The following is a 26,583-nucleotide window of genomic DNA, read 5'->3' on the forward strand; positions in this document are numbered from 1 at the left end:
GAATTTATCATTAGTTAAATCCTATAAAAAAGGTGGTTTTTATATTGAATACGAAATCAACAATTGAACCAAAAGCAAAACCTCCGTCGAAATTAGCTAGCTTTTTCAAAATGCCACATACATTTGTTATTATTGTTTTCATTATTTTATTAGCTGCACTCTTAACATATATTTTACCAGCAGGTGAATTTGATCGAGTTGAGGATGAAGAAACAGGTAATACGGTTGTAGTAGAAAATACATTTCAATCAGTTGAGCAAAATCCCGTTAGTCTTATTGAGGTCCCATTAGCCATTGTTCAAGGGTTAACAAGTGCAAGTGATACCGTATTTTTCATTTTTATCATCGGTGGAGTGTTCCAAATTATTAATTCTACGGGAACGATTGAAGCAGTAACAGCAAGGGTTGGAAAAACCTTTATGAATCGCAGACTTGTCGTCATCCCGATATTTTTAACTTTGTTTTCTGTTGGTGGCTTTACAATGGGAATGTCTGCAGAGGTTATGGCGTTTGTACCAATCGGAATTGCGATTGCTAGATCGTTGGGATATGATGCGATAACAGGTACTGCCATGGTGATGTTGGGTGCAGCTAGCGGATTTACAGCAGGGTTGTTAAATCCTTTTAACGTAGGAATTGCTCAATCAATTGCAGAGATTCCATTATTTTCTGGCATGTGGCTACGAGCAATTTTATTAGTTGTTTTGTTAGTTGTCACAAGTGCTTATATTATTCGCTATGCCAAAAAGGTGAAAAAAGATCCTTCCCTTAGCCTTTCTTTAGAACTTGAAAAAGAGGAAGGGGCAGGAAAAATGGATATCTTGGCCTCTTTACCAAATTTAAAGGTAACTCATTATTTAACCATCATAGCTGTGGTTGCAGGTTTCGGTGTCTTAATTTGGGGTGTCTCAAGCAAAGGTTGGTGGATGGAGGAGCTTGCGGCGTTTTTCTTATCATTAGGTATTGTTGTTGGATTTTTATCAAAGTATGGACCAAGTAAAATTGCGAAGGAATTTGTGATCGGAGCAAAGGAAATTACCTTTGGTGCTTTTATCGTCGGTATTGCCAAAGGAGTTGTGGTCGTCTTAGAACAGGGTGCGATCATTGATTCAGTTGTAAATGGAATGTTTACTTCAATTGCTCATTTGCCAAGTCAAATTCAAGTGTTAGGTATTTATGCCGCCCAAAACATCATGAACATCTTTATTACTTCTGGTACAGGGCAAGCAGCAACGACCATGCCAATTTTAGTACCTCTTGCTGATTTAATTGACGTGTCAAGACAAACGACGGTTTTAATTTTCCAATTAGGAGACGGCTTATCCAATTGTATCCTTCCTACTTCTGCAATGCTTATGGGAAGTCTCGCTGTTTCTAAGATTAAATATCAAGATTGGATCAAATTTTTCTGGCCATTGCTTTTAATCTGGGTAGTCATTGGAGCTGGTTTTATCCTATTCGCAGATTATATTCATTATTAAAAATTATTACTTCTCCATTTTGTAAAGAAGTAAAGGGTGAATAAATTGAATAACTATAAATTTAATCCTTCAACATATGATGGACTGTTGGAATTGATTGAAAAACAACAATTGGATGAACATATAAAAACGTTGACCCAGTGGGAACGATTAACAGGAGAACATGAGGCAGAACAAGCTGCTGATTATATTTTAGAACAGCTTAAAAATTTTGGAGTCCAAAAGGAACGTTATGAATTTGATGGGTATTTCAGTGATCCAATCCATGGAGAAGTGATCGTAAGCTCTTCTGAAAATTTTAGCATAAACGCAAAGGCGCGCTCATTTAGCCAGCATTGCCCGGAAGGAATCGAAGGAGAAGCTGTTTATGACTTCTTCAGTGAAGAAGGTTATAACGGTACTGACCAGATGGACCGTTATCAAAACTTTAAAGGGAAAATTGTTGTGAGCTGGAATTTTTATGAGGATTACGTTAAGAAAATCGAGAGTGCTGGTGCGAAGGGATTAATTCATATTTGGCCATCACCTGAAACGGTCATTCATGAAGAAACGGTAGGCGCAATTTGGGGAACTCCTACTATTGATAATGTAGATCAGTTAACAAGCATACCTGTCGTAGGGATTAATAATCATGATGGGTTGCATTTATTGAAACGAATGGAAAAAGAAGATACCAAAGTCATCGTGAAAACAAATGTACAGAGTGGAATAAAACGAGTAAGTTTACCGATTGCATCGATACCAGGAAAGACAGATCAATACATTTTAGTTTCAGGTCATTACGATTCATGGCATAAAGGCGCAACCGATAATGCCGGCGGTAATGCATTATTGCTTGAATTAGCCCGGATATTCTCAAGTGAAAAAGGAAGTTTGCTTCGAGGGATTAAATTGGCATGGTGGCCAGGTCATTCAAATGGAAGATATGCGGGCTCTACTTGGTATTGTGATCATTTTTGGAATGAAATCAATGAAAATTGTATCGCACACATCAATGTAGATTTCCCTGGAACAAAAGGTAGCATTAACGTCATACCACGGTCAAGCTCTATTGAAGATAAACGATTATTAGAATACATTATCGCATATTTTACAGGTCAAAAGCCAAATCATTTCGCATACCTTCCTCGCGGTGCAGATCAATCTTTCTGGGGGACGAATATACCGATTCATATTCAGTTCAAGTATGAACAAGCAGAAAAAATCTATCAAACTCCTGGCGGGAATTGGTGGTGGCATACAGAGGAAGATTTGTATGACAAAATAGATTTAGAACTTTTAGTTCGAGATACGAAGATGCATATTTCCCTGGTCCATGAACTTGCCAATTTGGAAATTCTGCCAATTAATTTAAGATCGTTTGTAGATAATACCAGAAAAATTATCGAAGAAGTGGACAGAAATTCTGATGATCAATTTGATTTTACACCGATTCATGATGCGCTAGGTTTCCTTTCTAAAAGGGTAAAGACACTTTCAGAAACAGAAATAGAACATGTTGATGCATTTAACAACCTATTAAAAATAGTTGGAGGAACATTAAATAGACTAATGTTTTCTTATTCTAGTAAATATGAATATGATAATACCTTCCCATTTCAACCTTATCCAGGTTTAGCAAAAGTGAAAAATATCTACTCGGGCAATGTATCATCAGAAGATTTTTTATTTACCATGACATATTTTATTAGGCAAAGAAATCGTTTTGTGAATGAAGTAAGAGAGGTATGTTGTAGAATTGATGATTATCTAAAGATTATTTTCTGTAATTCATAATTTAGATTAATGTAAGCACCCCCTAAATATACTATTTAATTAAAAATTACAAGATTGCAAAGGAACACGGCATCGTTTTTAACAAGTGCCGTGTTTTTAGCGTTTTAGCTATTACTTTATCAACGTTTGATGTTCTAAAAGCCCACTGAATTAGTGCTCCTCCAACTTCTGTTGTATAACCATTCTTCCCTATAGTCCCTTTCAATTCCTTTAGCTCTCTGGAAACCAAATAAAAATAGGTATTTGAATCAGTAACAATACCCAAGCAGAGTTCATATTTTGTTGAGGAGAGTATTCAAAGTATGGGTTTTAGTCTCTTGTTACACAATTGTTTTCGTTCGGATCCCCTTTTAGGTGATTGGCACATGTTGTTAATTTAAATATGGAGGTAATAAATGTGAATAATTTCCAAAATGAACTTCAAATGTTGAATGTTGGTGATTTCCAGGCGAACGAGGCAATTCCTTGGGACCCTAATCAAAACTATACGGATCAAGATCGACAAATTGGGATTTTTTTCAGATGTTTTAGTTGTTTCAATTGTTTTAACTGCTTTAACTGCTTTAATTGCTTTAATTGTTTTCGTTGCTCTAATTGCTTTCGCTGTGGTGGCAATTGCGGCGGTCGTTGCGGTGGTCGTTGTGGCGGTCGTTGTGGCGGGGGACGTTGCGGCGGTCGATAATTTTAGTTTTCGAGAAAAACCCCTGCATAAATTGCAGGGGTTTTTCTTGAAAAGATTAGACATAAGAGACAAATTACGGTACATAGGATTGTAGTGGAAATGGAATATGAAGCTATTTTTAATTTTTGGACAGCTCACGGATAAGGAGGAGCGGAATGACAAATTTGAACCCTTCTATGTGTCTGAAGGTGAAAAGGGACACTTTTTTTCTCCCTGATCCAAACAGCGGTGTGTATTTTCGAAACAATTTGAGTTCGTTCCATATGAAAGGCAGTACGATAGATCAGTGGGTTAACAAACTGATTCCAATGTTCAATGGTGAGTACACGTTGGGGGATTTGACAAATGGATTGCCGGGTCCATATCGAGATCGTGTGTATGAAATTGCAGAAGTGCTATATCAAAACGGGTTTGTTCGGGATGTAAGTCAAGACCGTCCTCATCAATTGGGAGATCAGATTCTTAAAAAGTTTGCTTCTCAAATTGAGTTTTTAGAAAACTTTGGTGATTCAGGTGCGTACCGTTTTCAAGCCTACCGTCAGACCAAAGTGTTGGCTATCGGCTCAGGCTCTTTTTTTGTCTCGTTAGTTTCTTCGTTGATTGAAACTGGATTACCTAAGTTTCATGTGTTGATTACGGACTCAATACCGACAAATCGGCTGCGGTTAGAAGAATTGGTTGTACATGCCCGAAAAACGGACCCCGAGGTAGCTGTAGAGGAGGTCAACCTGAGAAAGGAGGGGGAAAGTTCTTGGCGGGAAATCGTGCAGTCGTTTGATTCGATTTTGTATGTGTCCCAGGAAGGCGATGTAGAGGAACTACGAGCTCTTCATAAGATTTGTAGGGAAGAAAAAAAGCTGTTCCTCCCTGCTATTTTTCTGCATCAGGTGGGTCTGGCAGGTCCTCTGGTTCATCCAGACTCTGAAGGATGTTGGGAGTCTGCTTGGCGCAGCATACACCAATCAGTGTTTGATAATGACGAGCAATTACACAGCTTCACTTCCACAGCGGGAGCGATGTTGGCCAATGTGGTCGTGTTTGAACTGTTTAAAAACGTCACGAGATTAACTGAATCAGAACAGATAAATCAATTCTTCCTGCTTGATTTGGATACGTTGGAAGGAAATTGGCATTCGTTCATGCCTCATCTACTAGTGACCGGACGTGCTGCAGCTGAATGGGTTCAAGATTTTGATTTAAAGCTCAAACAGATTTCGAGCAGAGGAGAACCGAGAGGGTTGCTTATGTACTTTAGCCAGTTGACATCAAAGGAATCCGGTATTTTTCATCTTTTAGAGGAGGAGGATTTAAAGCAGTTACCGTTAGCACAATGTCGCGTTCAAGTAGTTGACCCGTTGTCGGAAGGACCTGCAGAGCTGCTACCAAGTTTTGTCTGTTCAGAATTGACACATGAGAAGGCCCGGAAAGAAGCGGGTCTATCTGGAATTGAAGCGTATGTGTCGCGGATGGTGGATATGCTCGTTACCACACTTCCTCCACAACAGAAAGAAGAGAAGAGTATCGTAGAATCCGAGGAATATGTTGGTATCGGAGTGGGAGAAACAATTGCAGAAGGCGTTTGTCGTGGATTGCAAAAGTGTTTAACAGTGGAAATGAGCAAACAACTGGTCGATCAGAAGAATGTTGTCTCTCGGGTGCAGTTAAGTGATGTAGAAGATGAACGTTGCCGGTTTTATTTACAGGCACTTACCACGATGCAGGGTGCACCGATCATCGGCTTGGGAAATGAAGTGTCCGGCTTTCCTTCGATATGGGTCGGTACAAATAATCGCTGGTATGGAAGTGTAGGTTTGAATACAACAAGGGCGTTGCAAAAAGCGTTACAACAGGCGCTTATGGATGGGGAAAATCAAGGGTTGATTGATTCGTCCGTGTTTTTGGTAGAAAAGGTACCCAAAAGCCTAGTAATCCATACGAGTGAAGACATATCACAATCCGAGGTCTTGCAATCCGCAATGCAAGTCTTAGAACGGAACAACAAGAGGCTCTTGGTTTTCGAACTAGCATTGGAACCATTATGGAAAAAGGAACTGTTAAGTGTGTATGGTATGTTGCTACGAGAGGAGGAATCCCGGTGAGTGCAGTGGTAGTCGTTGTCGGAGAAGGAATTTTAGCCGACCACGTGTGTGAAGAATTGTCAGCCCAATACCAGGTAGTTCGATATAATGATTTCGAGTCAGGACTACCTGAAGCGACTGAATTAGTTCTAGTGTTGCACGATGCTTGGAATCCCTCCGTTCATCAAAAAGCGGAAGAGGTTTTACGTCCAACCGGCATCCGTTGGCTACGAGGCTTCATTTCATTTGGAGAAGGAGTGGTCGGGCCGCTAGTTCGCTCGGACACAAAAGGGTGCTCTCAATGTGCGGATTTGCGATACCTTATGGCAGGACGCGATCGTAAAGAGATGTGGGAAATTGGGCAGAAGTTAGCAGCGGAAGGTGGAATATCACGTGACGCGTGGGCATCGCGTATAGGGCTTTTACAAATCGCTCACCTACTCGGGGCTGAGGTACAAAGGATATTGCAAAGTGATAAGGTGCACTCGGAAGGACGGGTATGTTTAATCAATCTGAATACACTAAAAAGTTCATGGCATACTTTTCTGCCTGATCCATTATGTCCGGTTTGTAGTCAATTACCTGACGATTCACCAACCGCGGCTCGAATGTCACTCAAACCAAGTCCAAAGATTGAAGGCAGTTACCGCTGCCGTTCGATGGACGATCTAAATAAAGTTCTCGTTAAAGACTATCTGGATCACCGGACGGGTATTTTTAATGGAAAAATGTATGACCTTGTACCGCCTTTTGCTGATGTAGGTGTAAATTTACCGTTATTCTCAGGGGACGAGGGTGTAGCAGGCCGGACTCATTCATACGCATTAAGCGAGTTAACTGCCATTTTGGAGGGCTTGGAGCGGTCCTGCGGTATAACACCACGTGGAAAACGGACAGTGGTCTATGATAGTTACAATAATCTGAAAGATCAAGCGCTTAATCCTATCAAAGTAGGAGTTCATGCGAAGGAACAGTACGCACGGCCTGATTTTCCATTTGAACAGTTTAACCCTGATCGTCCGATAAATTGGGTATGGGGCTACTCGGTATTGCAAGAGCGTCCAATTTTGGTTCCTGAGTTGCTTGCCTATTACAGCTTGGGGTGTGGAAAAGGATTTGTCTATGAAACTTCCAACGGATGCGCATTAGGAGGTAGTTTGGAGGAAGCCATTTTCTACGGTATTTTGGAAGTGGTGGAACGTGATTCGTTCCTAATGACTTGGTACGCAGAGTTGTCCCTCCCACGTCTTGACCCTTATTCCGCTAATGATCAAGAATTGCTGTTGATGATCGACCGTGTGCGGGCCGTGGGAGGATATGATCTGCATTTTTATAACTCGACGATGGAACACGGAATTCCAAGCGTTTGGGCGATGGCAAAAAATAGGAAGCAAAAGGGATTGAATATCATCTGTGCAGCTGGAGCTCATCTGGATCCAGTACAGGCGGTCAAAAGCACGATTCACGAGTTGGCTGCCATGATGCAGACGCTTGATGAGAAATTAGAGACGAACCAGGAAGAGTTTATGCGAATGCTGCAAGATCCTTCCTTGGTGCAGAAGATGGATGATCATGGCATGCTGTACGGTTTGCCGCAGGCTCAAGAACGCCTAGAGTTTTTGCTAGACGATAATCGTCCGATGCGAACGTTTGCTGAGGAATTCAAGTGGAAGTCGAATCATACAGATCTGACCGATGATCTGCATGACATTCTTCAGAAGTTTCGTCAATTGAACCTCGATGTGATTGTGGTGGATCAGTCGACATCGGAAACGAAACGAAACGGACTGCATTGCGTGAAAGTGCTGATTCCGGGGATGTTGCCAATGACATTCGGACATCACCTTACGAGAGTGACAGGTCTAGAGAGGGTGCTACGGGTACCAATGGAACTTGGGTTTACGAAGCAACCGCTGACACTTGAACAGCTCAATCCACATCCACATCCGTTTCCATAAGTGGTAACTAGGAGGGTAGGAATTTGGGTCTAGAGACATTTTTGCACAATCTACATTTTGACATTGACAAGGCAAGCCCAACGGACTGGGAAGTGGATTGGGAAGATGCACCGCTTCCGTATAAGCTCTACCGTGACTTGCCTGTTTTTCCGCTATCGCTGGAAGTACCACTGACGCTTGAAGAATTGGAAGCACCAGAACAGCCTAATCTTCGGAAAATCGGTCATTTTCTCTGGTATGTATTCGGCCTTACTCAATTTTCCCAGTCAGCTTTTCCTACTACAGATCAAGCGCCGGAACTAATGCAGTCGTCTCGGCGATTTGTTCCTTCTGGTGGGGCCTTGTATCCAAACGAGTTGTACATTTATCTGAAGATGGAGGATTTGCCTATCGGGGTGTACCATTATGATGTGGCACACCATCGTTTAGTATGCCTGAGAGAGGGTAATTTCGATTCATATATAGCCCGGGCCCTAGGTAATCGCTGTGACGTGTCCGCTTGTTTTGGTACGGTTTTTGTGTCAACAATGTTTTGGAAAAACTTCTATAAATACAATAACTTTGCTTACCGCCTGCAAGGGTTGGATACTGGTGTGCTGATTGGACAGATACTGGAAGTAGCAAAACGGTTTGGTTTTGCTTCAGGTGTGTACTTTCAATATCTAGATCGGGCGATCAACCATCTACTTGGACTAACCGAGGAAGAAGAGAGTGTGTATGCAGTTATCCCTCTAACAGTGGAACCTACAAGTTGGTTTACGAATGGGGGTGGCAGAGATGAGCTTGTTTCTGCTACCGAACTGTGCCTGGAGTTGCAAGCGATTCAAACTAATCACTACATCAGGTCACAGAGGATCAAAGAGTTTCCAATGTTAACGAAGATGAATGAAGCGTCCATGCTAGAATCAACACAATCGTTTCGGCAAATAAAGCCGAGGGAGAAGTTGAATTGTGAGAGTCAAGTGGTAGCTCTCCCTCACATGAAGCGGTTATCGTATGATCTAGCGTCGGTTTGTCAAAAGCGATTTTCACCAGACATGGATTTCATTTTTGGAAAGGTAAGCATGTTTCAGTTGGCCACTCTGCTGCATGAAGCTACGTCCGCATACTTGTATCGAAACGATTTGGATGAAACACATAAGGAGCGCGAGTCCCGTGTCTCACTGTATGGCTGTTTGAAGAATGTTGAAGACATTCCTGACGGTGCTTATCATTATGATAGTGATAATCATGTGTTACGCCAGGTAGATCTCGGTGATCATCGACTTCGTATGCAATCCGGAATGTCTGCAGGGAATGTGAATTTATTCCAAGTGCCGCTTTGCTTTCATGTGGCAGGGGATAAAGATCACTTCATATCGGAACTGGGGTACAGAGGATATCGTATTCAACAAATGGAAGCGGGCATGCTCGTGCAACGATTACTGTTAGTAGCGTCAGCTCTAGAGATGGGAGGACACCCACTACTCGGATTTGATGCGAACCTGTGTGATGAAATATACAAAATGGACCGACAAGGAAAAACCAGCCTAATTCAAATCCCGATCGGTCCCTATCGACCGCGCCCTTGGATAAAGGGAAGTTTACAAAGCTAATGAAGGTGAAAATGAAGCTATTTAAAAGCGGATAATATGTCCACAGGGTCAACATAAGTTGAATAAAATAAATTGAAGAACCATCTATCATTGAACCTGATAGGCGGTTCTTTTCGATACTCTTGGAGATTTGTAGATCTAATGTTAAGATTTACTAGAAAATTACTCCTATTAAATTACGAAAATCTTACCTAGAAGTGATGAGTTACCTTCCTCAAAATTAAAAGAATTAAGAGTCAATATACATATAACCCATTATTAAATATAACTAGTTAAAAGCGCACTGAATTTTAATTAATGCTAGTATATAAATAAAGAACTCTTGTAAGAGGAGAATATTGAATGGAAAAGACTGAATTTTTAAATAATGAAGTATTGCTAGATTCAATATTTGAAAGCGTTTACGATGGGGTTGTAATCGTGGATAGTAATGGAGATATTCGCTATATGAGCGACAACTATTGCCGTTTTTTAAAAGTTGAACAAAGTAAAGTGATTGGTGAACATGTGACAAATGTAATTGAGAATACGAGAATGCATTTAGTAGTACAGACTGGGAAGGAAGAAATGACAGATTTACAATTCTTACGTGGGGATTATGTGATTGCTAATCGAATTCCAATCCTTAAAAATAAAAAAATCATCGCTGCAATTGGGACAATCATATTTCGTGATCTAGAAGAATGGAAAAAAATGAACAGTCACATTAAGGGGATGTTATCTGAACTTAACTTTTATCGTAATGAATGGAAGGAAATCAACGGCTCAAAATATTCCTTGCACGACATGGTTGGAAACTCTCAAAAAATAACCGAGTTAAAGGAACAAGTATTAAAGATATCTAGCGGCGATATCTCCGTACTAATTAGAGGTGAAAGTGGTACGGGGAAAGAGATAATTGCTCATAGTATTCATCTGCTTAGTGACAGAAGTGAAAAACGGTTTGTTAAAGTGAACTGTGGATCAATTCCGGAACATTTGTTAGAATCTGAACTATTTGGATATGAAGAGGGTGCGTTTACAGGGGCAAAAAAGGGAGGGAAAATCGGGAAGTTTCAATTCGCGGATGGAGGAACCATTTTTCTAGACGAAGTAGGAGATATGCCTCAACATATGCAAACGAAGTTATTAAGAGTGCTTCAGGAAAAGGAATATGAGCCAGTAGGTTCTCTACAGTCAAAGGAAATTGATGTTCGAGTTATTACAGCTACAAATCGACCTTTAGAAAAAATGATCGAAAACAAGCTTTTTCGAGAAGACCTGTTTTATAGGATTAACGCTGTGCAGTTGTTTCTTCCGCCATTAAGAGAACGAAGAGAAGATATTTCAATCCTAGTAAAACATTTTCTGAAAAAGGCCTCAACTCGGATTAGAAAGCGAGTCACATCGTTTCAACCAGAGGTCATTTCAATAATGGAGCAATATGATTGGCCAGGAAACATTAGAGAATTAGAAAATGTTATTGATGCATGTATCCACTTATCAGATAACGAGGTTATTGAGACGGATACACTTCCAGAGTATTTGAGAACCCAGACGTGGAAAGTAGAAGAGAGAAGTCTAAGAGAAATTGTGGAGGAAACAGAAAAGAAAGTGATCGAAAGAGTTCTTAAACGTGTGAATTTTGATAAAATCAAAGCTGCGAAAGCTCTAGGAATGGGAAAGTCTAGCTTGTACGAAAAAATAAAAAAGTATCAAATCACTGATTAAATCCGGAATCGTGGAAATTTCTCCAGAATTCCGGATTTTTTTATTGTCCTTTACTATAGCTATTAAAAAGATATTGTTAAAGATTAGTTTCCGTAGATCCGGAAAATATATATGGTATTTTTTAACTAAGAATTCAGAGAACACTGAAATATATAAGTTTATACCTTTTGGCACAAAACTTGCTATTAAAGTGATAGTGAATAGAGAGGAGGAGTTTTCTTGGATATCGGTTATTTCTCAAGAAGAATTTCAAGTGACTCAAGGACAGTGAACCCTTATAAAATTGCAATAAAAGATGAAGTAGGAAATTGTTGGACGTATGAAGAGCTCGATCAAATATCTAATTCTTATGCAAATAAACTACTTCAAATTGGAATTCGAAAAGGGGATCGTGTCGGTATTTTGCTTTATAACTGCCTTGAATATTTTGGTCTTTATTTTGCTATTGCAAAGATAGGAGGAATCGCGGTTCGTCTAAATTTTAGGCTTTCAAGTGCTGAATTTGAATATGCATTAAGCGATTCAGATACAAAAATTTTGTGCTTCCACTCGAACTTAGCTTCTCAGTTGGATTCCATTCGAGAATGTGTACCTGTTGAGCATTATATTTGTTTGCCGAATCGAAACCAGACAATTCCAGATTGGTCAGTGCCCTGGAGTGTTTTAGAGAGTGGTTCAGTAGCTGAAATTAATGCAGATCAACTTAAAATGAGCGACCCAGTCATGCTGATGTATACGTCAGGAACAACGGGAAGGCCTAAAGCTGCAATTTGGACACATGAAACGACATTTTGGTTTTCTGTCATGCAAGCATTGAAATGGAATTTCACAGGAACGGAAGTTGGAATGACGACCGGACCACTCTACCATGTCGGGGCAATGGAGGATCTCGCACTTCCAGTTCTTTTGATGGGTGGAACTGTTGTTATTACAAGAAGCCAAGGTTTTGAGATTGAGAGAATTCTCTCCGTAATTGAAAACGAAAATGTAACTGATTGTTTTTTGTTTCCTTTTATGATTTATGAAATGTTAAATTCGCCATTAATCGACCAGCATGAGCTAGCAAATTTACGAACAATTTATACTGGCGGAGATCCTCTAATGCCATGGGCACTTGAACAACTAAAGCAAACATTTCCTCATATTGAGGTAGTTCAAGTTTACGGACTAACAGAAGGAACACCAATCGCAGCCTCTTTAGATCCACAAGACGCCTTTACAAAAGGTCATACTGTTGGAAAGCCGATGCCTCTTACAGAAATTAAAATTATTAATGATAGTGGAACACCAGTATCTGTCGGAGAAATTGGAGAAATTTCGATTAAAAGTCCAGCGGTTTCAGTGGGCTATTGGCGAAAGCCTGAGGCTACGAAGGAAACCTTTATAAACGGATGGTGTAAAACGGGAGATTTAGGAAGATTTGATGAGGATGGCTTCCTAACTATTGCAGGCAGAAAGAAGGACATGATTCGGAGTGGCGGTGAAAACATTTACTCAGCAGAAATTGAGGATGTTTTATTCCGGTACCACAAGGTCAAGGATGTCTCGATCATAGGTATCCCTCATTCAAAATACATTGAAGCTGTATGTGCAATTGTTGTAAAGAAAATAGGAGAGAATCTTACTGAGGAAGAGATTATTGAATATTGTAAAAAACATCTTGCTAGCTATAAAAAACCTAAAAAGGTCATCTTTGTTAACGATTTGCCTAGAACACCTTCTGGTAAGGTTAAGAAATATCTATTAAGACAAGAGTTTAGTAGTATTTGAGGAGGATATAGGATGGAAAAGCAGCAAGTTGTATCATGGTCGAAAGAGGGGAATATTGCAACGATTTTAATAAAAAATCCACCTTTAAATGTGCTAAATGTAGATGTGATTGAACAATTGTCACTGGTTGCAGATGAAATTGTAAGCGATTTCAATATAAAAGTCGTCATTCTTACTGGTTCAGGTACAAAGGCTTTTGTTGCAGGAGGAGATATTAAAGGCTTTCCAGATTGGATGGGAAAAGGGATGGAGGAAGCAAAGGAAAAGTCACTTTGGCTCCAGAAACCACTAAATAAAATAGATCGTTTGCCTCAACCAACAATCGCTGCAATTAACGGTCATGCATTAGGGGGAGGTTGCGAGCTTGCATTATGCTGTGACATTCGCATTGCAGAAGAACATGTGCAGATTGGTCTGCCTGAAATTAAGTTAGGTCTGTTTCCAGGGGCAGGGGGAACTCAAAGGCTTCCGCGATTAATTGGTAAATCTAAAGCAAAGGAAATGATCTTTACAGGGGAGGCGCTAACAGCAGAAAAGGCGAAACAAATTGGACTTGTCAGTCATGTCGTTCCAGCTGGGAAATCACTTGAAAAAGCAAAAGAACTGGCAAAAAAGATGTGTAGCTTTTCTTTACCATCTCTTTCTTATGCTAAACGTGCCATAGATGATGGGTGTGAACAATCAATTGAGAAAGGTCTAGTAATTGAGGCAGTTAATTTTGGTCATGTTTTTCAAACGAAAGACGTGAAGGAAGGTGTGGAAGCCTTTATTCAAAAACGAAAGCCAAACTTTGTTGATCAGTAAATAATAAAGTATCAATATACCAAACTATTTCAAGGAGGTTTTTAAATGTTTGGATTATCATCATTAATGACTTTTATGTTATTTGTATTTTGGCCTTTATCACTAGTAGCAGCGGGGATCTGGGGTGCTATGGCATTCAAAAATGAAGAAGAGGGTGATGTTTAATGATACTTACTATAGGAGTACTATATTTACTCGTTATTTTAATTATCGGGTTATTTTCAATGAAACATCAGAAGGACATGGACACGTTCTATACAGGAGGAAGAAGGTTTGGTCCTTGGCTTGTTGCCCTAGCAATTTCTTCAACTACTATGTCTGGTTATGGTTTTATAGGGCTAACTGGCCTCGTATATGAGCATGGTTATGCAATTTTTATGATCGGGATTTTTGCAACGGCTGGTATTTTTGTTAGTTTTTTAGTACTTGCAAAACCAATGAGACGAATTACTCAAAAATTTGGTGCACTAACGATTCCAGATTTGTTAGAGATTCGATATAACAGTAAAGCTGTTCGTGGAATCACAGCACTAGCGATTCTAGGGGGAGCTATTGGTTATCAAATGGCGCAATACAAAGCGTTAGGTAATATGTTACAAACAGTTCTGGGTGTAGATTACAAGCTTGCCTTATTCATAGGGGTTGCTATTTTAACAGTTTACGTCGTTGGCGGTGGGATGATTAGTGCTGTTTGGACTGACCTCGTTCAAATGATCGTGATGGTCGTTGGGGCGCTTATCGTTTTTATCGGCGGAATGAGGATGGTTGGTGGAATGTCGCAGTTAAACACAGAGTTGGAAAGCATTAACCCTGACATGGTGCAGGCCTTCCATACGACAGGTCCAATTGGGATTTTTGCCTTCATCTCCTATTTTTTCATTTATGTTATAGGACATCAAGGACAACCGCATGTTGTATCAAAGTTTTATATGATTAGAAAACTTTCTATGCTGAAATGGGCTTGCATTATCGCTGCATCAACATATGCACTTACAGCTCTACTATGGTTTGTTGGTCTTTATACTAGGGTCATGGTTGAGCGTGGGGAGATGGCTGTTCCTGCATCACCTGATCTTGTCGCACCAATGTTTATCGAAACTTTCTTTCCCCCGCTTGTTGCAGGTATTATTTTTGCAGCTGTAATGGCAGCGATTATGTCAACAAGTGAAGCATTTCTCTTGGTTGCCAGTTCTTCCATTGTAAGAGATATTTACCAACAAATTATTAAAAAGGGTGAAAAGATTCCAGAAAAGACAGAGCTTGCTCTCTCTAGATGGATTACACTAGCAGTTATCGTTGTAACATTTTTACTTTCGTTAAACCCGCCAGATATAGTAGGGTGGCTAGGAAACGCATCATGGGGTATCTTTGCAGCATCTCTAGTTCCGGTTTTAAGCATTGGTATATTGTGGAAAAGAGCAACGCGCATCGCGGCAATATGGTCATCATCACTAGGGTTTATTTTTAGTGTAGGGCTTTATATATTGAAAGTAAAAGAAATTTATGTTCCTGCCCTAGACACAGGGGCAATCGCATTAATTATTTCAACTGTGTCATTTGTGGGTATATCACTGATAACAAAAGCGGAGTCTAGTCCTATATTTGAGGAAAAGGGAAGGCAGATTGAAAAAGGAATAGAATCACCAGCGAGTATTGATGCAGGATAACTAATAGCCTGTGTAAAAGTACCTCATATTAATAGTTCATAAAGACTGGCCAACACTGAAGAAAAATAACAGGGTCAGTCTTTTTATGATCTCAACTTTTGCAGAATGAAGTCAGAAAATAGACCTTAATATACCACAGACTGTCCTTCCTAAAAGCCACTGTCCACCCGAAATTTGGCGACGAATTGTCGACATACTTTGGGTAGTGACCAGGCACTTTTTAGTGATCAAGAGCTGTAAAAGAAGCGACAAATAAATTCATGTATTATAATCATAGTATAGTTAAACGATGAGAAACGGAGGAACAGAAATGAAATGCTCTGAAGTTCGTCAGCATTTCCCAGAACGCTGTGTCTTAGTGGAACATTAACATCAATAACTAAAGGAAAAGAAAGAGTCATAGAAGAAATGTCAGTAATTGACGACTTTGAGAACGGCAATGCAGCATGGAAAGTATATAAAAGACTACATGCTGAAAACCAAACTCGTGAATTATATATTTTTCACACAAATAATGAAGAAGTAAAAGTAATTGTAGCTCCTTTTAGGTATAGGTATATGCCATTAATTAGTATTGAATAAAAAGGATCATAGTACTATGATAAATAATATATTTCTTTATAAGAGACGTACCTCCTCTTTCTAAGTTATGGAGGCGATGAAATGAAAACGCTTTATACAAAATTGATTGAACCGATCAAACGAAGTATCACAAAAAAATACGTTATTTTATTTGCAATTACTTTTATTCTTCCGACTATCCTTATTTACCAATTAATCGTTGGGTATGCAGAACGAATGATTGAAAGAGACATTATCGAAACAAATATATCTGATACGGATAGCTTAGTAAAAAGAATTAATAAAGAAATATCTGAAATTGTCCTTCAATTACAATTAATTTCTGGGAACGATACAGATGATGAACTTGATGTAGATTTAATCTATCAACGCTCAAAACTAGCAATCTCTCAAAGTGCTATTATTCATACGTTATATTTTTTAAATGACGAAAAAAAATTAATATTTGAAGCACCTTTTGTTCCTAGAGTGGAGGATTCAATTGTCTATGATTATCCGAAATTTGAGGAGGTTAAATGGAATCGAAATTATGCAGTTTCTGATTATACGATTAATTTTCGTGACGACTTGGCTGTTTCAGTCGCAGTTCCAGTATTTAATGATAAACAGCAGTTTATAGGAGTTTTAGTAGCTGAACTGAGTCAGGACTTTCTAGCAGATACTTTAAGAAGTTTTAGTGTTTCAAGAGGGCATTTTAGTTATATTGTTGATAGGAAGGGTAGAGTGTTCTCCTCATCTAATGAAAAGGAAATTGGTTTTGATTATTCATCTGAATTAATTTTTAACAAATTATTACATGATTCATTTGGAGTTATGAAGGAAGACTATTTAGACGAAAAAAGTATCATTGCCTATCAAACGATGCGTGATGGTTGGGGACTAGTATATGGGGTTCCAGAAAACATTGCTTTTGAGCCTATTCGAAAGCTTTCATTTCTTTTTACGATTAGTTTTTTAGGAATTATCGCTCTTTCTCTTCTTTTTATTTGGATGGGCATTCGCAATATCGTCTATCCAATTGTTCGTCTAACAAAATATTCTAAACAATACCGTGAAAAAATGTTCTTCGAGTCTGAAAATGAGTATCCGAACGAACGAAATGATGAGGTAGGAGAGTTAAGAAGAACAATTATCTCAGTTGGAAATAGTAATTTTAAGAACCAAAAAATGTTAGAGGAGAAGGAAAGATACCTTCATGATGTAATCGAGGGAATTCCTTATGGAATCATAACAATTAATAAAGATGCGATTATTACATATGTAAATCAACAGCTAGAAAAAATGGTTGGTTATTCTCGTGAAGAAATGATCGGTATTCCTCTATCTGAACTTCCCATAAAGAATGATAACAGAGATTTCAAGTTGCTCCATTCTTTAGTTTCTCACCAACCATCAAGCGAGAGTGAAAGTTATATTATAAATGCTGATGGACAAAAGCTTATGATAAAAATTGCGACAGCTAGATTTTATAACGAGCAAAAAGAGTCAATTGGAAGTATCGCTGTTCTACAAGACATTTCACAAGTGAAACTTTTAGAATCACGACTAAAGCAAAATGATAAACTTGCTCTCATTGGACAAATCACAACCGGAATTGCTCATGAGATTAAAAACCCATTAGCGATTTTATCAGGATCCTCGGAATTATTAGTTGAAGAAGTAGAGGAAGCAGCTTGCCCAGAAGAAATTATTGAATTGTCAAAGGACATTAAACAGGTAGTCGTTCGGATGAACGTAATTGCCAATAATTTTTTGAGTTTTGCCAAGATTAATAAAAAAGATGCAGAACCCATTGATGTTAGGAACGTGATGGAAGAAGTACTGCATCTAGTGCGACTAAAATCAACTGAGTCGAAAGTACAAGTCATTCGAGATTTTGATTTTGTGCCAAAACTGATAGGTGTCGAAGATCAGTTAATACAAGCTTTTTTAAATTTAATCTTAAATGCTTTAGATGCAATGTCAAAGGGTGGAACACTTACTGTTTTTATTTATGAGAAAAAACAAGTGCGAGAAGGCCAATTTGTTATTGTGAAAATAGTAGACACAGGTCAGGGGATTCCTGAAAAAGAAATAAAGTGGCTATTTGATCCATTTTTTTCGACAAAAGAAACAGGGAACGGTCTTGGATTAACAATTGCAAGAGACATTATTCGAGAGCACAACGGAGAATTAACAATTCATAGTTCCAATGATGGAACAAAAGTAGAATGTTGTTTTTTTGTAGGACACGAGGGGAACGTGTAAAATGACTAAAAATTTGTCAGTGTTAATCGTAGATGATGAAGTACAGCTTTGCAAACTAATCGCCCGTAAATTAAAGAAGACTGATGTAATCACGTATCTTGCCCATAGTGGGAATGAAGCACTTTCAATAGTTAAAACCCAACATGTTGATGCTGTAATTTTAGATTATATGCTTCCAGATATGACTGGATTGGATGTTCTAAAAAAAATACAGAAAATGAATAAAAGAATCCCAGTGGTTATGTTAACAGCATTTAGTAACGTAGAAAGTGCTGTTTCAGCAATGAAACTAGGTGCCGTCGATTATTTAAATAAACCGATGGATTTAGAAGAATTAAAAAATATTGTGTTGAAAATTTGTAATCAAAAAAGTAATGAGAATAAAACAATAGAAAAAGAAGTTCGGGACACCTTTGCCTTTCAAAGTAATAAAATGAAAAAAATCATCGACCTTTTGAAACAAGTGTCAGAAACAGATGCTAGTATTTTAATCTTAGGGGAAAGTGGTGTTGGTAAAACAACCCTTGCCAAATGGATTCATGAACAAAGTAATCGTAAGAAAGGACCACTTCTGGCAATAAATTGTGCGACAACTCCCGAGTTTTTATTAGAAGGCGAATTATTTGGTAATCAACAAGGAACAGCTAGCGAGGCAAATCATACAGAAAGCGGAAAAATAGCAGCATCTTCTGGAGGGACAATTTTCTTGGACGAAATCGGTGAGATATCTCCGAACATGCAAGCAAAACTATTGAATGTTATAGAAAACAAGCAAGTCATGCAACTAGGCAAGAAAGATTACCAGTCTGTAGATGTACGAATTATAACTGCAACAAATAAGAACCTTAAAGAACTAGTGAAAAATAGAATATTCAGGGAAGACTTGTATTATCGGTTAAATTTAATAGAAATTGAGATTCCACCTCTAAGAGAGAGAAAAGAGGATATACCTATTTTTATTGAACACCAGATTTCACTACTAAATAGCAAGTACAACAAGGACCTTAAAATTGATCGTAAAAGTATGACTATTTTTCAAAATCATTACTGGCCAGGAAATATACGTGAATTACTTAATGCACTAGAGCGTGTTCACATTCTAAAGCGTTTTGGAACAATCCTGCCGGAAGATTTAGTTCACACTTCTTTTCAATTTGAACCAACCGATGACGATGCCTCAACAAATCATGCAGATAATCACAACTTCCTATCAGGGAATCTTCCACAGATTTTAGAAGAAGTCGAAGAGAAAATGATTAAGCAAGCGTTAGAAGAAACAAATGGAAATCAAACAAAAGCAGCAGAAAAACTAGGTATAGCAAGACATACACTTATCTATAAAGTGAAAAAATTCGGCTTGAAGATATAGGGTGGTTACTATGACATTTAAAGCCCTTTTATTTAAAAATTCCTTTCTCATCATAATTTCGATACTTTTTTTGACTTCGTGTAGTCTACGAGAGAAAGAGGAGAAAAAGAGACCAATTCCTTCAACTGATTTACCAACAATTACAATAGGTGCCAAGTCATTAACAGAACAATATATCTTAATGACGATGACATCAATACTTTTACGCGATAGAGGATATAGCGTCAATGAAATTCGCTTTTTGGACAGCCCCGCTATCCGTAGCGCGATTGAAGAACAAGTGATTGATTTGTATTGGGAATACACGAATACTGCTAGAATGTATTATCATAAATATCCACCAATCTATGATCCATATGAGGCCTTTGATACAGTAAAAAAAGAAGACGAGCGTAAAAATATCATATGGCTTGAAAATAGCCATTTTAACAGCAGTTGGGGGATTATGGTTAAAAAGGGGTTAGCAAAGCAACATCAGTTAAAGACAGTTAGCGATTTAATTGAATATATGAAAAAAAGTAATCATCAATTAAAGTTCGCCACAAATGAGGAATTTTTAATACGAGAAGACGGATTAAATCATTTAGAGAAAGTTTATGAATTTACCTTGTCTGAAAATCAATTACTAGCGATAGAATCAGACTTATTGACCCTTGCAGTGCGAGAAGAGCGAGTTGATGTATCTATTGGAATGGTCTCAGATAGTCGGATTAGTGAATATGGCTTACTACTCTTAGAAGATGATCAAAAAGCTTTCCCACCATATAATGCTGCACCTGTTGTTACAAAGAAAATAATCGAAAATTACCCTGATATTCAATCAATTCTAGTAAAGTTGTCAAAAAGCATCACACATCAAGAAATGATCCAATTAAATTATCAAGTAGACGTTCTACATATCGAAGAAACGAAAGTAGCGAAAGTATTTCTTGAAGAAAAGGGATTAATTAATTAACGTTTGTTCTATTTTTTCAATTAGATAGTAAACTGAGGACCGATCTTTAATAGACGGTCTTTTTGTTGTTGGAAAAAACCTAGTCGCTTCTTTGATTTAAGTGTAAGTTGTAGTATTTTTATTCATTATAAATTTGCTTGATCACTGGAGAAAGGCGAGTTGAGTTAAATAAATTGAAAATTTATAACATTGTATAATTTTTCTACAATTAGTGAAGAAAATTCATACAACCAGAGAAAAAAGAAGAGTGCTAAGATACGGCTATAATAAAAGTTTTACTTTTGACTTTAGTTTTGAAAACAAAAGTGAAGGCGTTAGCAATAGGAGGACTAAAATGAAAATTACTTCAATCGACATCAAACAATATTTACTGCCACTAGAACCACCATTTAAAGCAGCTTGGGATCCGGAACCGCGCAAGAAATTTGCTACAACAGTTGTATACGTACATACAGATGAAGGAATTACTGGTGTTGGTTCAGGCGACCTAATGATGGGTTTTGAAGGTAATGAACATTTATTTATTGGGCAAGATCCATTTGCAATTGAGCGTCATGCACAAGTGATTGATAATATTGATTTCCACTATGGTCGCTGCTGGCCGTTAGATTTAGCTCTTTGGGACTTGATGGGAAAAGCAACAGGTCAACCAGTTTATAAATTACTCGGTGGTCGATCGAATAAAATACTCGCTTACGCATCTACAGGTGAGATCGTTACACCTGAAGAACGAGCAGTAGGTTTTGTTGAACAAGGATTTAAAGCAATGAAAATTCGGTTTCATCACAAAGATGTTCGTGATGACATTAAAGTAGTCGAAGCCGTTAGAAAAGCAGTTGGTGACAAACTTGAGATAATGGTCGATGCAAACCAAGGATGGAAAATGCCATGGGATGTGGAAAGTACTTGGGATTTGAAAATGGCCTATCAAGTGGCAAAGGAATTAGAATCGTTAAATGTGTTTTGGCTAGAAGAGCCCCTTCCATGTCACCAATTTGATTTAATGGCAAAACTTCGTGATAAGGTTGGAATTCGCATTGCAGGTGGAGAGATGAACCGAAATTGGTATGACTTTAGAGAAATGAATAAGGTGGGTGCACTTGATGTGTATCAACCAGATGTTGCACTAGCAGGCGGAATTACTCAAACGAAGAAAGTCGCAGAACTTGTACAAGGAAGTGGTGCTTGGTTTAGCCCACATACATGGACAAATGGAATCGGATTACTTGCTAACTTACATTTAGCAGCTGCAATAAGCAATTGTCCATATTTAGAGTTCCCTTACGATCCCCCTGCATGGTCAAATGATCGTCGTGACTATATCCAAAAAGATCGTTTAATGATTGATTCTGATGGATACTTGGTAGCACCAGAAAAACCAGGATTAGGCATAGAGTTAGATGAGGAAGCGCTCAGAAAATATGAGATTAGACATTTCTATGTGGGTGAAAGTGGAAACGTCCCGGTTTAATAATTGTAAGCGCTAACGATGGATTAAACCAAACGATAGAAAATTTCAGAAAACAAAGGGTGGATTTTTTGAAACAGTATCAAGCATATATTCAGGGAAAATTTGTAGAAAGTTCAAATCAAACGTACTTGGATGTACAATATCCCGCAACTCAAGAAATTGTGGCTAAAGTACCTGCTTTAACCGAAGAAGATACGAATAAAGCGATTGATAGTGCTGTCGAGGCTTTTCGGAGTTGGAAATCAGTCCCAGCCTATCAAAGAGCAGAATATGTTATGAACTTACTTAACCTAATGAGAAAAGAAGAGCATTTAGATAGAATCGCAAAAGCAATCACATTAGAAACTGGCAAACCGTTGTCCGCAGCAAAATCAGAAGCTTTTTATGCGACAGATCTTGGAGAATATCAATCACAATGGGCAAGAAGAATTGAAGGAGAAATTGTCGAGAGTGACAATGCTGATGAAAAGATTCTCATGTACAAGGAACCATTGGGGGTCATTGTCACGATTATTCCTTGGAACTTTCCGATTTATGTGTTAATTAGGAAAGTAATTCCAGCCCTTATTTCAGGAAACACAGTTGTGATCAAACCTAGTATTAAATCGCCTACCTCTGCTTTGGAATTTGCAGAGTGTGTTGATAAAGCAGGTTTTCCTGAAGGAGTGATCAATATCGTCACTGGAGATGACAATGTTGTTGGTGAAACGCTAACCTCCTCAACTAAAGTAAACATGGTCACGTTCACTGGCAGCACAAGAGTTGGAAAGATGATTGCTGAAAAATGTGTGAAGAATATGGTGAGAACATCATTAGAACTTGGTGGGAAAGCACCTGCAATCGTTATGGAAGACGTCGATCTCGACTTAGCTGTGAATGCTGTTAAAGGTGGAAGATTAGCCAATTCCGGTCAAGTGTGTAATAACACGGAAAGAGTGTATGTTCATAACAGTGTTGTAAATGAGTTTACAAAACGTCTAATCGAAAAGTTTCAAGAGGTTCAAATTGGCGATGGATTAGAAAATCCAGATATTGAAATGGGATGCTTGATTAGTGCTGGTGATGTAAAACGAGTACACAATATGGTCCTTGATGCGGAACAAGAAGGCGCTACAATTTTATGCGGTGGTAGTTTAATCGAAGGATTAAGTGACAGCTTTTATCCACCAACGCTTTTGGGAAATTGTACACAAAATATGAAAATCGTTACTGATGAAGTGTTTGGTCCCGTGCTTCCTATTATCACATTTGAATCATTAGAAGAAGTGATTGAAATGGCTAATGATTCAGAATACGGACTGACTTCAAATATCTATACAAACAATTACAAGTATGTGATGGAATTAACGACAAGGCTTGAATGTGGAGAAGTATACGTTAATAGACAGCAAGGTGAAGCCTATCAAGGATTTCATGCTGGATGGAAGCAATCAGGTATTGGCGGAGATGATGGAAAACACGGATTTGAGGAGTTTTTACAAATCAAAACGGTTTATCTAAAGTATTAACTAGCATTTTTGTTTTACACAAATTGATAGAGTAGCAGAAGAAGGTGTCACTTTTGAAAAAAATCAGAATCGAAGAAGACATGTTCGGTGCCGTTGAACTTCCTAGCTATGTACTATATGGAATCAATACGTATAGAACAGTAGAAAATCTATCATTCTCAGGTAAAACGCTTAGTAGGTATCCTGAATACATCAAAGCACTAGCACGCGTAAAAAAAGCTGCAGCATTAGCTAATTTAGAATCAGGCTTGTTACCCAGATCAATAGGGAATGCAATCGTTTCAGCATGTGATGAACTTATATCAGGAAATCATCACGAACATTTTCCAGTTGATATGTTACATGGTGGTGGCGGTATTGGTACGAATATGAATACGAACGAAGTAATCTCGAATCTAGCGAATAAAAGCTTGGGAGGTGCACTAGGAGACTATGCGCCGGTCCACCCGATAGATCATGTGAATGCTTCTCAATCGACATCTGATGTGTGTCATACCGCAATTAGACTAGCTATTACCGAAAAGTTTCCGAGTCTTCGACAAGAAATTGAAGCAGTTATGCAGACAATATTTGAGAAAGTTGTCGAATTTAAAGAGGTAACGACCATTGCTCGCACATGCTTACAAGATGCGATGCGAGTGAAGGTGGCTGACAAGTTTAGTGGGTATGAAGCAATGCTAAGGCGGCGATTTGCAACACTAAATGAAGCAGTTATTCCGTTACAAAAAATAAACCTCGGTGGTACTGTCATTGGATCAGGTGTTGGAGCTCCAAAAGAATATCGGGATGTTATCGTTCAAAAGCTTTGCGAAGTTACTAAAATACAGCTTCGTCACCGTGATAACTTATTTGATGCAGCTCAAAATATCGATGATCTAGCAAACGTTTCAACCGAATTACGTTTGTTAGCATCTTGTCTTATTAAACTAGCAAAAGATTTACGACTCCTTTCATCAGGACCTGAGGCTGGTTTCGGGGAGATTATTTTACCTGCTGTACAGGCAGGATCATCATTTTTTCCTGGTAAGGTGAATCCTGTTATTCCAGAGACGTTAATTCAGAGTTGTTTCCAAGTTATTGGTAACGATCGTGCGGTCGAAGCCACACTTGAGCATGGTGAGTTAGATTTAAATGTGTTTGAAGGATCAGCAGCTACTAATATATTTGATTCAATGACGATGCTCGAAAAAACGCTATCCTCCTTTCGAGAAAACTGTTTAAAAGGTTTAAAAGTGAATGAAAAGCGCTGTGAGAATTTATCTAACACGGTAATCCCATTAGTGGTTGAACTGAAGGAAAGACATGGCTACAAAGCTATTACACAATTAATGAAGGAAACAGGCATAGACGGAGTAAAAACGTATTTTTATGGAGGCGACAAAATTGACAAAAACTGAGGAAACCATTTATTTTGATGGAATTCATCAACCAAAATTAGCATGGGCAAAAGAATGGTTAAAGGAAACAAAGAAATTATATATCGATGGACAATGGGTGAACAGTTCAAGTGAAGAAATAATTGAATCAATTAATCCTGCGAATGGTCAAGTAACAGGTTCTATTCACAGCGCAACAGAAGCAGACGTCAATAAGGCTGTACAAGCAGCAAGAGATGCGTTTGACCAAGGTCCTTGGCAAGATGTGACTCGTAAAGAACGTGCGAAAAAGTTGCGACAAATTAGTGCTCTTATAATCGAACACCAAGCAGAACTTGCAACTCTCGAATCACTAGATAACGGAAAGCTATACAAAGAGTCTTATCAAGATGACGTTCAAGAAGCGGCTGATTTATTTGAGTACTATGCGGGTTGGACAGATAAATATTACGGTGAAAACAATCCAGTTGAAGGTGATTTCTTAAGTTATACGACTCGTGATCCAATTGGCGTATGCGGTCAAATTGTTCCATTTAATTTTCCAATTTGTATGGCTGTTTGGAAGCTTGCACCTGCTCTGGCAATGGCAAATACAGTCGTTCTTAAACCTTCGAGCACAACATCTTATTCTGCGATTCGTCTTTTCGAAATTATTGATGAGGCAGGAATTTTACCACCAGGTGTTTTGAATTTAATACTTGGTAAAGGATCGATTGGTTCCTTTATTAGTCGTCATATGGATGTTGACAAAATTTCTTTTACCGGAAGCACTGGTGTTGGAAAGAAATTGGTTCATGACTCAGCTGACTCAAATTTAAAAACAGTTACGTTGGAACTTGGTGGAAAATCACCAAATATAATTTTCAGCGATGCACCAGACTTAGACGCAGCCATTGAACGTTCATTCTTCGGTTTATTCACTCATAAAGGAGAAAAATGTTCGGCTCCTACACGTCTTTTTGCTCAGCGTGATATTTACAACCGAGTTGTAGAAAAACTTGTGGAGTTTGCCAACAGTTATAAATGCGGAGATCCTTTCGATCCTGAAAGTAATCAAGGACCTCAAGTCTCTAAAGCTCATATGGAGTCTATTTTAAGTTATATTGAAGCAGGTAAAAACGAAGGAGCTCGGCTTGTAGCAGGTGGGGATAGAGATGTGACGGGAGAAAATGCAAATGGCTATTTTATTCGTCCAACAATTTTTGCTGATGTAATGAACAAAATGACAATTGCACAAGAAGAAATATTCGGTCCTGTCCTGTGTATCATTCCATTTGATACAGAAGAAGAAGTCATTGCAATGGCAAATGATTCGATATACGGATTAGCAGCAGGTCTTTGGACAAAGGACATATCCCGTGCAAACCGTGTCGCAAGGAAACTTGAAGCTGGAATGGTCTTTATTAACAAGTACGGTTGTTATGACTTTGCTAGTCCGTTCGGTGGTTGGAAACAAAGCGGTTGGGGCAAAGAGTACGCAGTTCATTCGTTACAATCTTATACGAAAACAAAAGCGATTTGGGTTGCGTATTAATCAAAATAATTAGATAGAAT

General features: G+C 38.5%; 18 protein-coding genes. All 18 read left to right on the plus strand.

Annotated features, from left to right (window positions below; all coding sequences use genetic code 11):
* The first annotated feature begins 44 nt into the window (after positions 1 to 44).
* The 18 genes from ACFFIX_RS16310 to ACFFIX_RS16395 all read left to right on the plus strand — a co-directional run bounded on the left by ACFFIX_RS16310 (position 45) and on the right by ACFFIX_RS16395 (position 26,563).
* A complete protein-coding gene (locus ACFFIX_RS16310; RefSeq protein ID WP_378935831.1) occupies positions 45 to 1,481 on the plus strand; it encodes a YfcC family protein in 1,437 nt (478 codons plus the stop codon).
* Positions 1,482 to 1,526: 45 nt separating this feature from the next.
* Positions 1,527 to 3,257, plus strand: coding sequence for a M28 family peptidase (locus tag ACFFIX_RS16315; RefSeq protein ID WP_378935833.1), 1,731 nt, complete (start codon positions 1,527 to 1,529; stop codon positions 3,255 to 3,257).
* A 424-nt stretch (positions 3,258 to 3,681) separates the two neighbouring features.
* Positions 3,682 to 3,939: a hypothetical protein gene (locus tag ACFFIX_RS16320; RefSeq protein WP_378935968.1), complete on the plus strand. Its 258-nt coding sequence runs from the start codon at positions 3,682 to 3,684 to the stop codon at positions 3,937 to 3,939.
* Positions 3,940 to 4,094: 155 nt separating this feature from the next.
* A complete protein-coding gene (locus tag ACFFIX_RS16325) occupies positions 4,095 to 6,038 on the plus strand; it encodes a putative thiazole-containing bacteriocin maturation protein (RefSeq protein WP_378935835.1) in 1,944 nt (647 codons plus the stop codon).
* Positions 6,035 to 7,975 carry a TOMM precursor leader peptide-binding protein gene (locus tag ACFFIX_RS16330; protein ID WP_378935837.1) on the plus strand — a complete coding sequence of 647 codons (1,941 nt, stop codon included), beginning with the start codon at positions 6,035 to 6,037 and terminating at the stop codon, positions 7,973 to 7,975. The genes ACFFIX_RS16325 and ACFFIX_RS16330 overlap by 4 nt, the downstream gene beginning before the upstream one ends.
* Positions 7,976 to 7,998: 23 nt before the next feature.
* Positions 7,999 to 9,570, plus strand: coding sequence for a SagB family peptide dehydrogenase (locus ACFFIX_RS16335; RefSeq protein WP_378935839.1), 1,572 nt, complete (start codon positions 7,999 to 8,001; stop codon positions 9,568 to 9,570).
* A gap of 342 nt (positions 9,571 to 9,912) precedes the next feature.
* A complete protein-coding gene (locus ACFFIX_RS16340; RefSeq protein WP_378935841.1) occupies positions 9,913 to 11,280 on the plus strand; it encodes a sigma-54 interaction domain-containing protein in 1,368 nt (455 codons plus the stop codon).
* A 219-nt stretch (positions 11,281 to 11,499) separates the two neighbouring features.
* On the plus strand, positions 11,500 to 13,050 hold the full coding sequence (locus ACFFIX_RS16345; protein WP_378935842.1) for an AMP-binding protein: 1,551 nt from the start codon (positions 11,500 to 11,502) through the stop codon (positions 13,048 to 13,050).
* A 12-nt stretch (positions 13,051 to 13,062) separates the two neighbouring features.
* Positions 13,063 to 13,854 (plus strand): enoyl-CoA hydratase, encoded by a 792-nt coding sequence (locus ACFFIX_RS16350; RefSeq protein WP_378935844.1) that lies wholly within the window; start codon positions 13,063 to 13,065, stop codon positions 13,852 to 13,854.
* A gap of 164 nt (positions 13,855 to 14,018) precedes the next feature.
* Entirely contained in the window at positions 14,019 to 15,521 is a 1,503-nt protein-coding gene (locus ACFFIX_RS16355) for a sodium/proline symporter (protein ID WP_378935846.1), read from the plus strand.
* A 408-nt stretch (positions 15,522 to 15,929) separates the two neighbouring features.
* Complete coding sequence (locus ACFFIX_RS16360; RefSeq protein ID WP_378935848.1) at positions 15,930 to 16,103, plus strand: hypothetical protein; 174 nt, start codon at positions 15,930 to 15,932, stop codon at positions 16,101 to 16,103.
* 81 nt (positions 16,104 to 16,184) lie between these two features.
* Positions 16,185 to 18,350 (plus strand): sensor histidine kinase, encoded by a 2,166-nt coding sequence (locus tag ACFFIX_RS16365; protein ID WP_378935850.1) that lies wholly within the window; start codon positions 16,185 to 16,187, stop codon positions 18,348 to 18,350.
* A 1-nt stretch (position 18,351) separates the two neighbouring features.
* Positions 18,352 to 19,719: a sigma-54-dependent transcriptional regulator gene (locus ACFFIX_RS16370; RefSeq protein ID WP_378935852.1), complete on the plus strand. Its 1,368-nt coding sequence runs from the start codon at positions 18,352 to 18,354 to the stop codon at positions 19,717 to 19,719.
* Between the two features lie 10 nt (positions 19,720 to 19,729).
* A complete protein-coding gene (locus ACFFIX_RS16375) occupies positions 19,730 to 20,674 on the plus strand; it encodes an ABC transporter substrate-binding protein (RefSeq protein ID WP_378935854.1) in 945 nt (314 codons plus the stop codon).
* Between the two features lie 334 nt (positions 20,675 to 21,008).
* On the plus strand, positions 21,009 to 22,145 hold the full coding sequence (locus tag ACFFIX_RS16380; protein WP_378935856.1) for a mandelate racemase/muconate lactonizing enzyme family protein: 1,137 nt from the start codon (positions 21,009 to 21,011) through the stop codon (positions 22,143 to 22,145).
* Between the two features lie 59 nt (positions 22,146 to 22,204).
* Positions 22,205 to 23,653 carry an aldehyde dehydrogenase gene (aldA, locus tag ACFFIX_RS16385; protein WP_378935858.1) on the plus strand — a complete coding sequence of 483 codons (1,449 nt, stop codon included), beginning with the start codon at positions 22,205 to 22,207 and terminating at the stop codon, positions 23,651 to 23,653.
* Positions 23,654 to 23,706: 53 nt separating this feature from the next.
* The gene (locus ACFFIX_RS16390) at positions 23,707 to 25,050 is read left to right on the plus strand and encodes a lyase family protein (protein ID WP_378935860.1); all 1,344 of its coding nucleotides are present in this window, start codon (positions 23,707 to 23,709) and stop codon (positions 25,048 to 25,050) included.
* Positions 25,037 to 26,563 (plus strand): aldehyde dehydrogenase family protein, encoded by a 1,527-nt coding sequence (locus ACFFIX_RS16395; protein WP_378935862.1) that lies wholly within the window; start codon positions 25,037 to 25,039, stop codon positions 26,561 to 26,563. The genes ACFFIX_RS16390 and ACFFIX_RS16395 overlap by 14 nt, the downstream gene beginning before the upstream one ends.
* Positions 26,564 to 26,583: the final 20 nt, after the last annotated feature.

The sequence above is a fragment of the Metabacillus herbersteinensis genome (assembly GCF_042433335.1).
In the GTDB taxonomy this organism is placed as follows: Bacteria; Bacillota; Bacilli; order Bacillales; family Bacillaceae; genus Metabacillus; species Metabacillus herbersteinensis.

Excerpts from the sequence above, each read along its gene's own strand:
- ACFFIX_RS16320 (WP_378935968.1), top strand. The coding sequence starts at position 3,682 with ATGTTGAATGTTGGTGATTTCCAGGCGAACGAGGCAATTCCTTGGGAC.
- ACFFIX_RS16325 (WP_378935835.1), top strand. The coding sequence starts at position 4,095 with ATGACAAATTTGAACCCTTCTATGTGTCTGAAGGTGAAAAGGGACACT.
- ACFFIX_RS16340 (WP_378935841.1), top strand. The coding sequence starts at position 9,913 with ATGGAAAAGACTGAATTTTTAAATAATGAAGTATTGCTAGATTCAATA.
- ACFFIX_RS16350 (WP_378935844.1), top strand. The coding sequence starts at position 13,063 with ATGGAAAAGCAGCAAGTTGTATCATGGTCGAAAGAGGGGAATATTGCA.
- ACFFIX_RS16355 (WP_378935846.1), top strand. The coding sequence starts at position 14,019 with ATGATACTTACTATAGGAGTACTATATTTACTCGTTATTTTAATTATC.
- ACFFIX_RS16360 (WP_378935848.1), top strand. The coding sequence starts at position 15,930 with ATGTCAGTAATTGACGACTTTGAGAACGGCAATGCAGCATGGAAAGTA.
- ACFFIX_RS16365 (WP_378935850.1), top strand. The coding sequence starts at position 16,185 with ATGAAAACGCTTTATACAAAATTGATTGAACCGATCAAACGAAGTATC.
- ACFFIX_RS16370 (WP_378935852.1), top strand. The coding sequence starts at position 18,352 with ATGACTAAAAATTTGTCAGTGTTAATCGTAGATGATGAAGTACAGCTT.
- ACFFIX_RS16375 (WP_378935854.1), top strand. The coding sequence starts at position 19,730 with ATGACATTTAAAGCCCTTTTATTTAAAAATTCCTTTCTCATCATAATT.
- ACFFIX_RS16380 (WP_378935856.1), top strand. The coding sequence starts at position 21,009 with ATGAAAATTACTTCAATCGACATCAAACAATATTTACTGCCACTAGAA.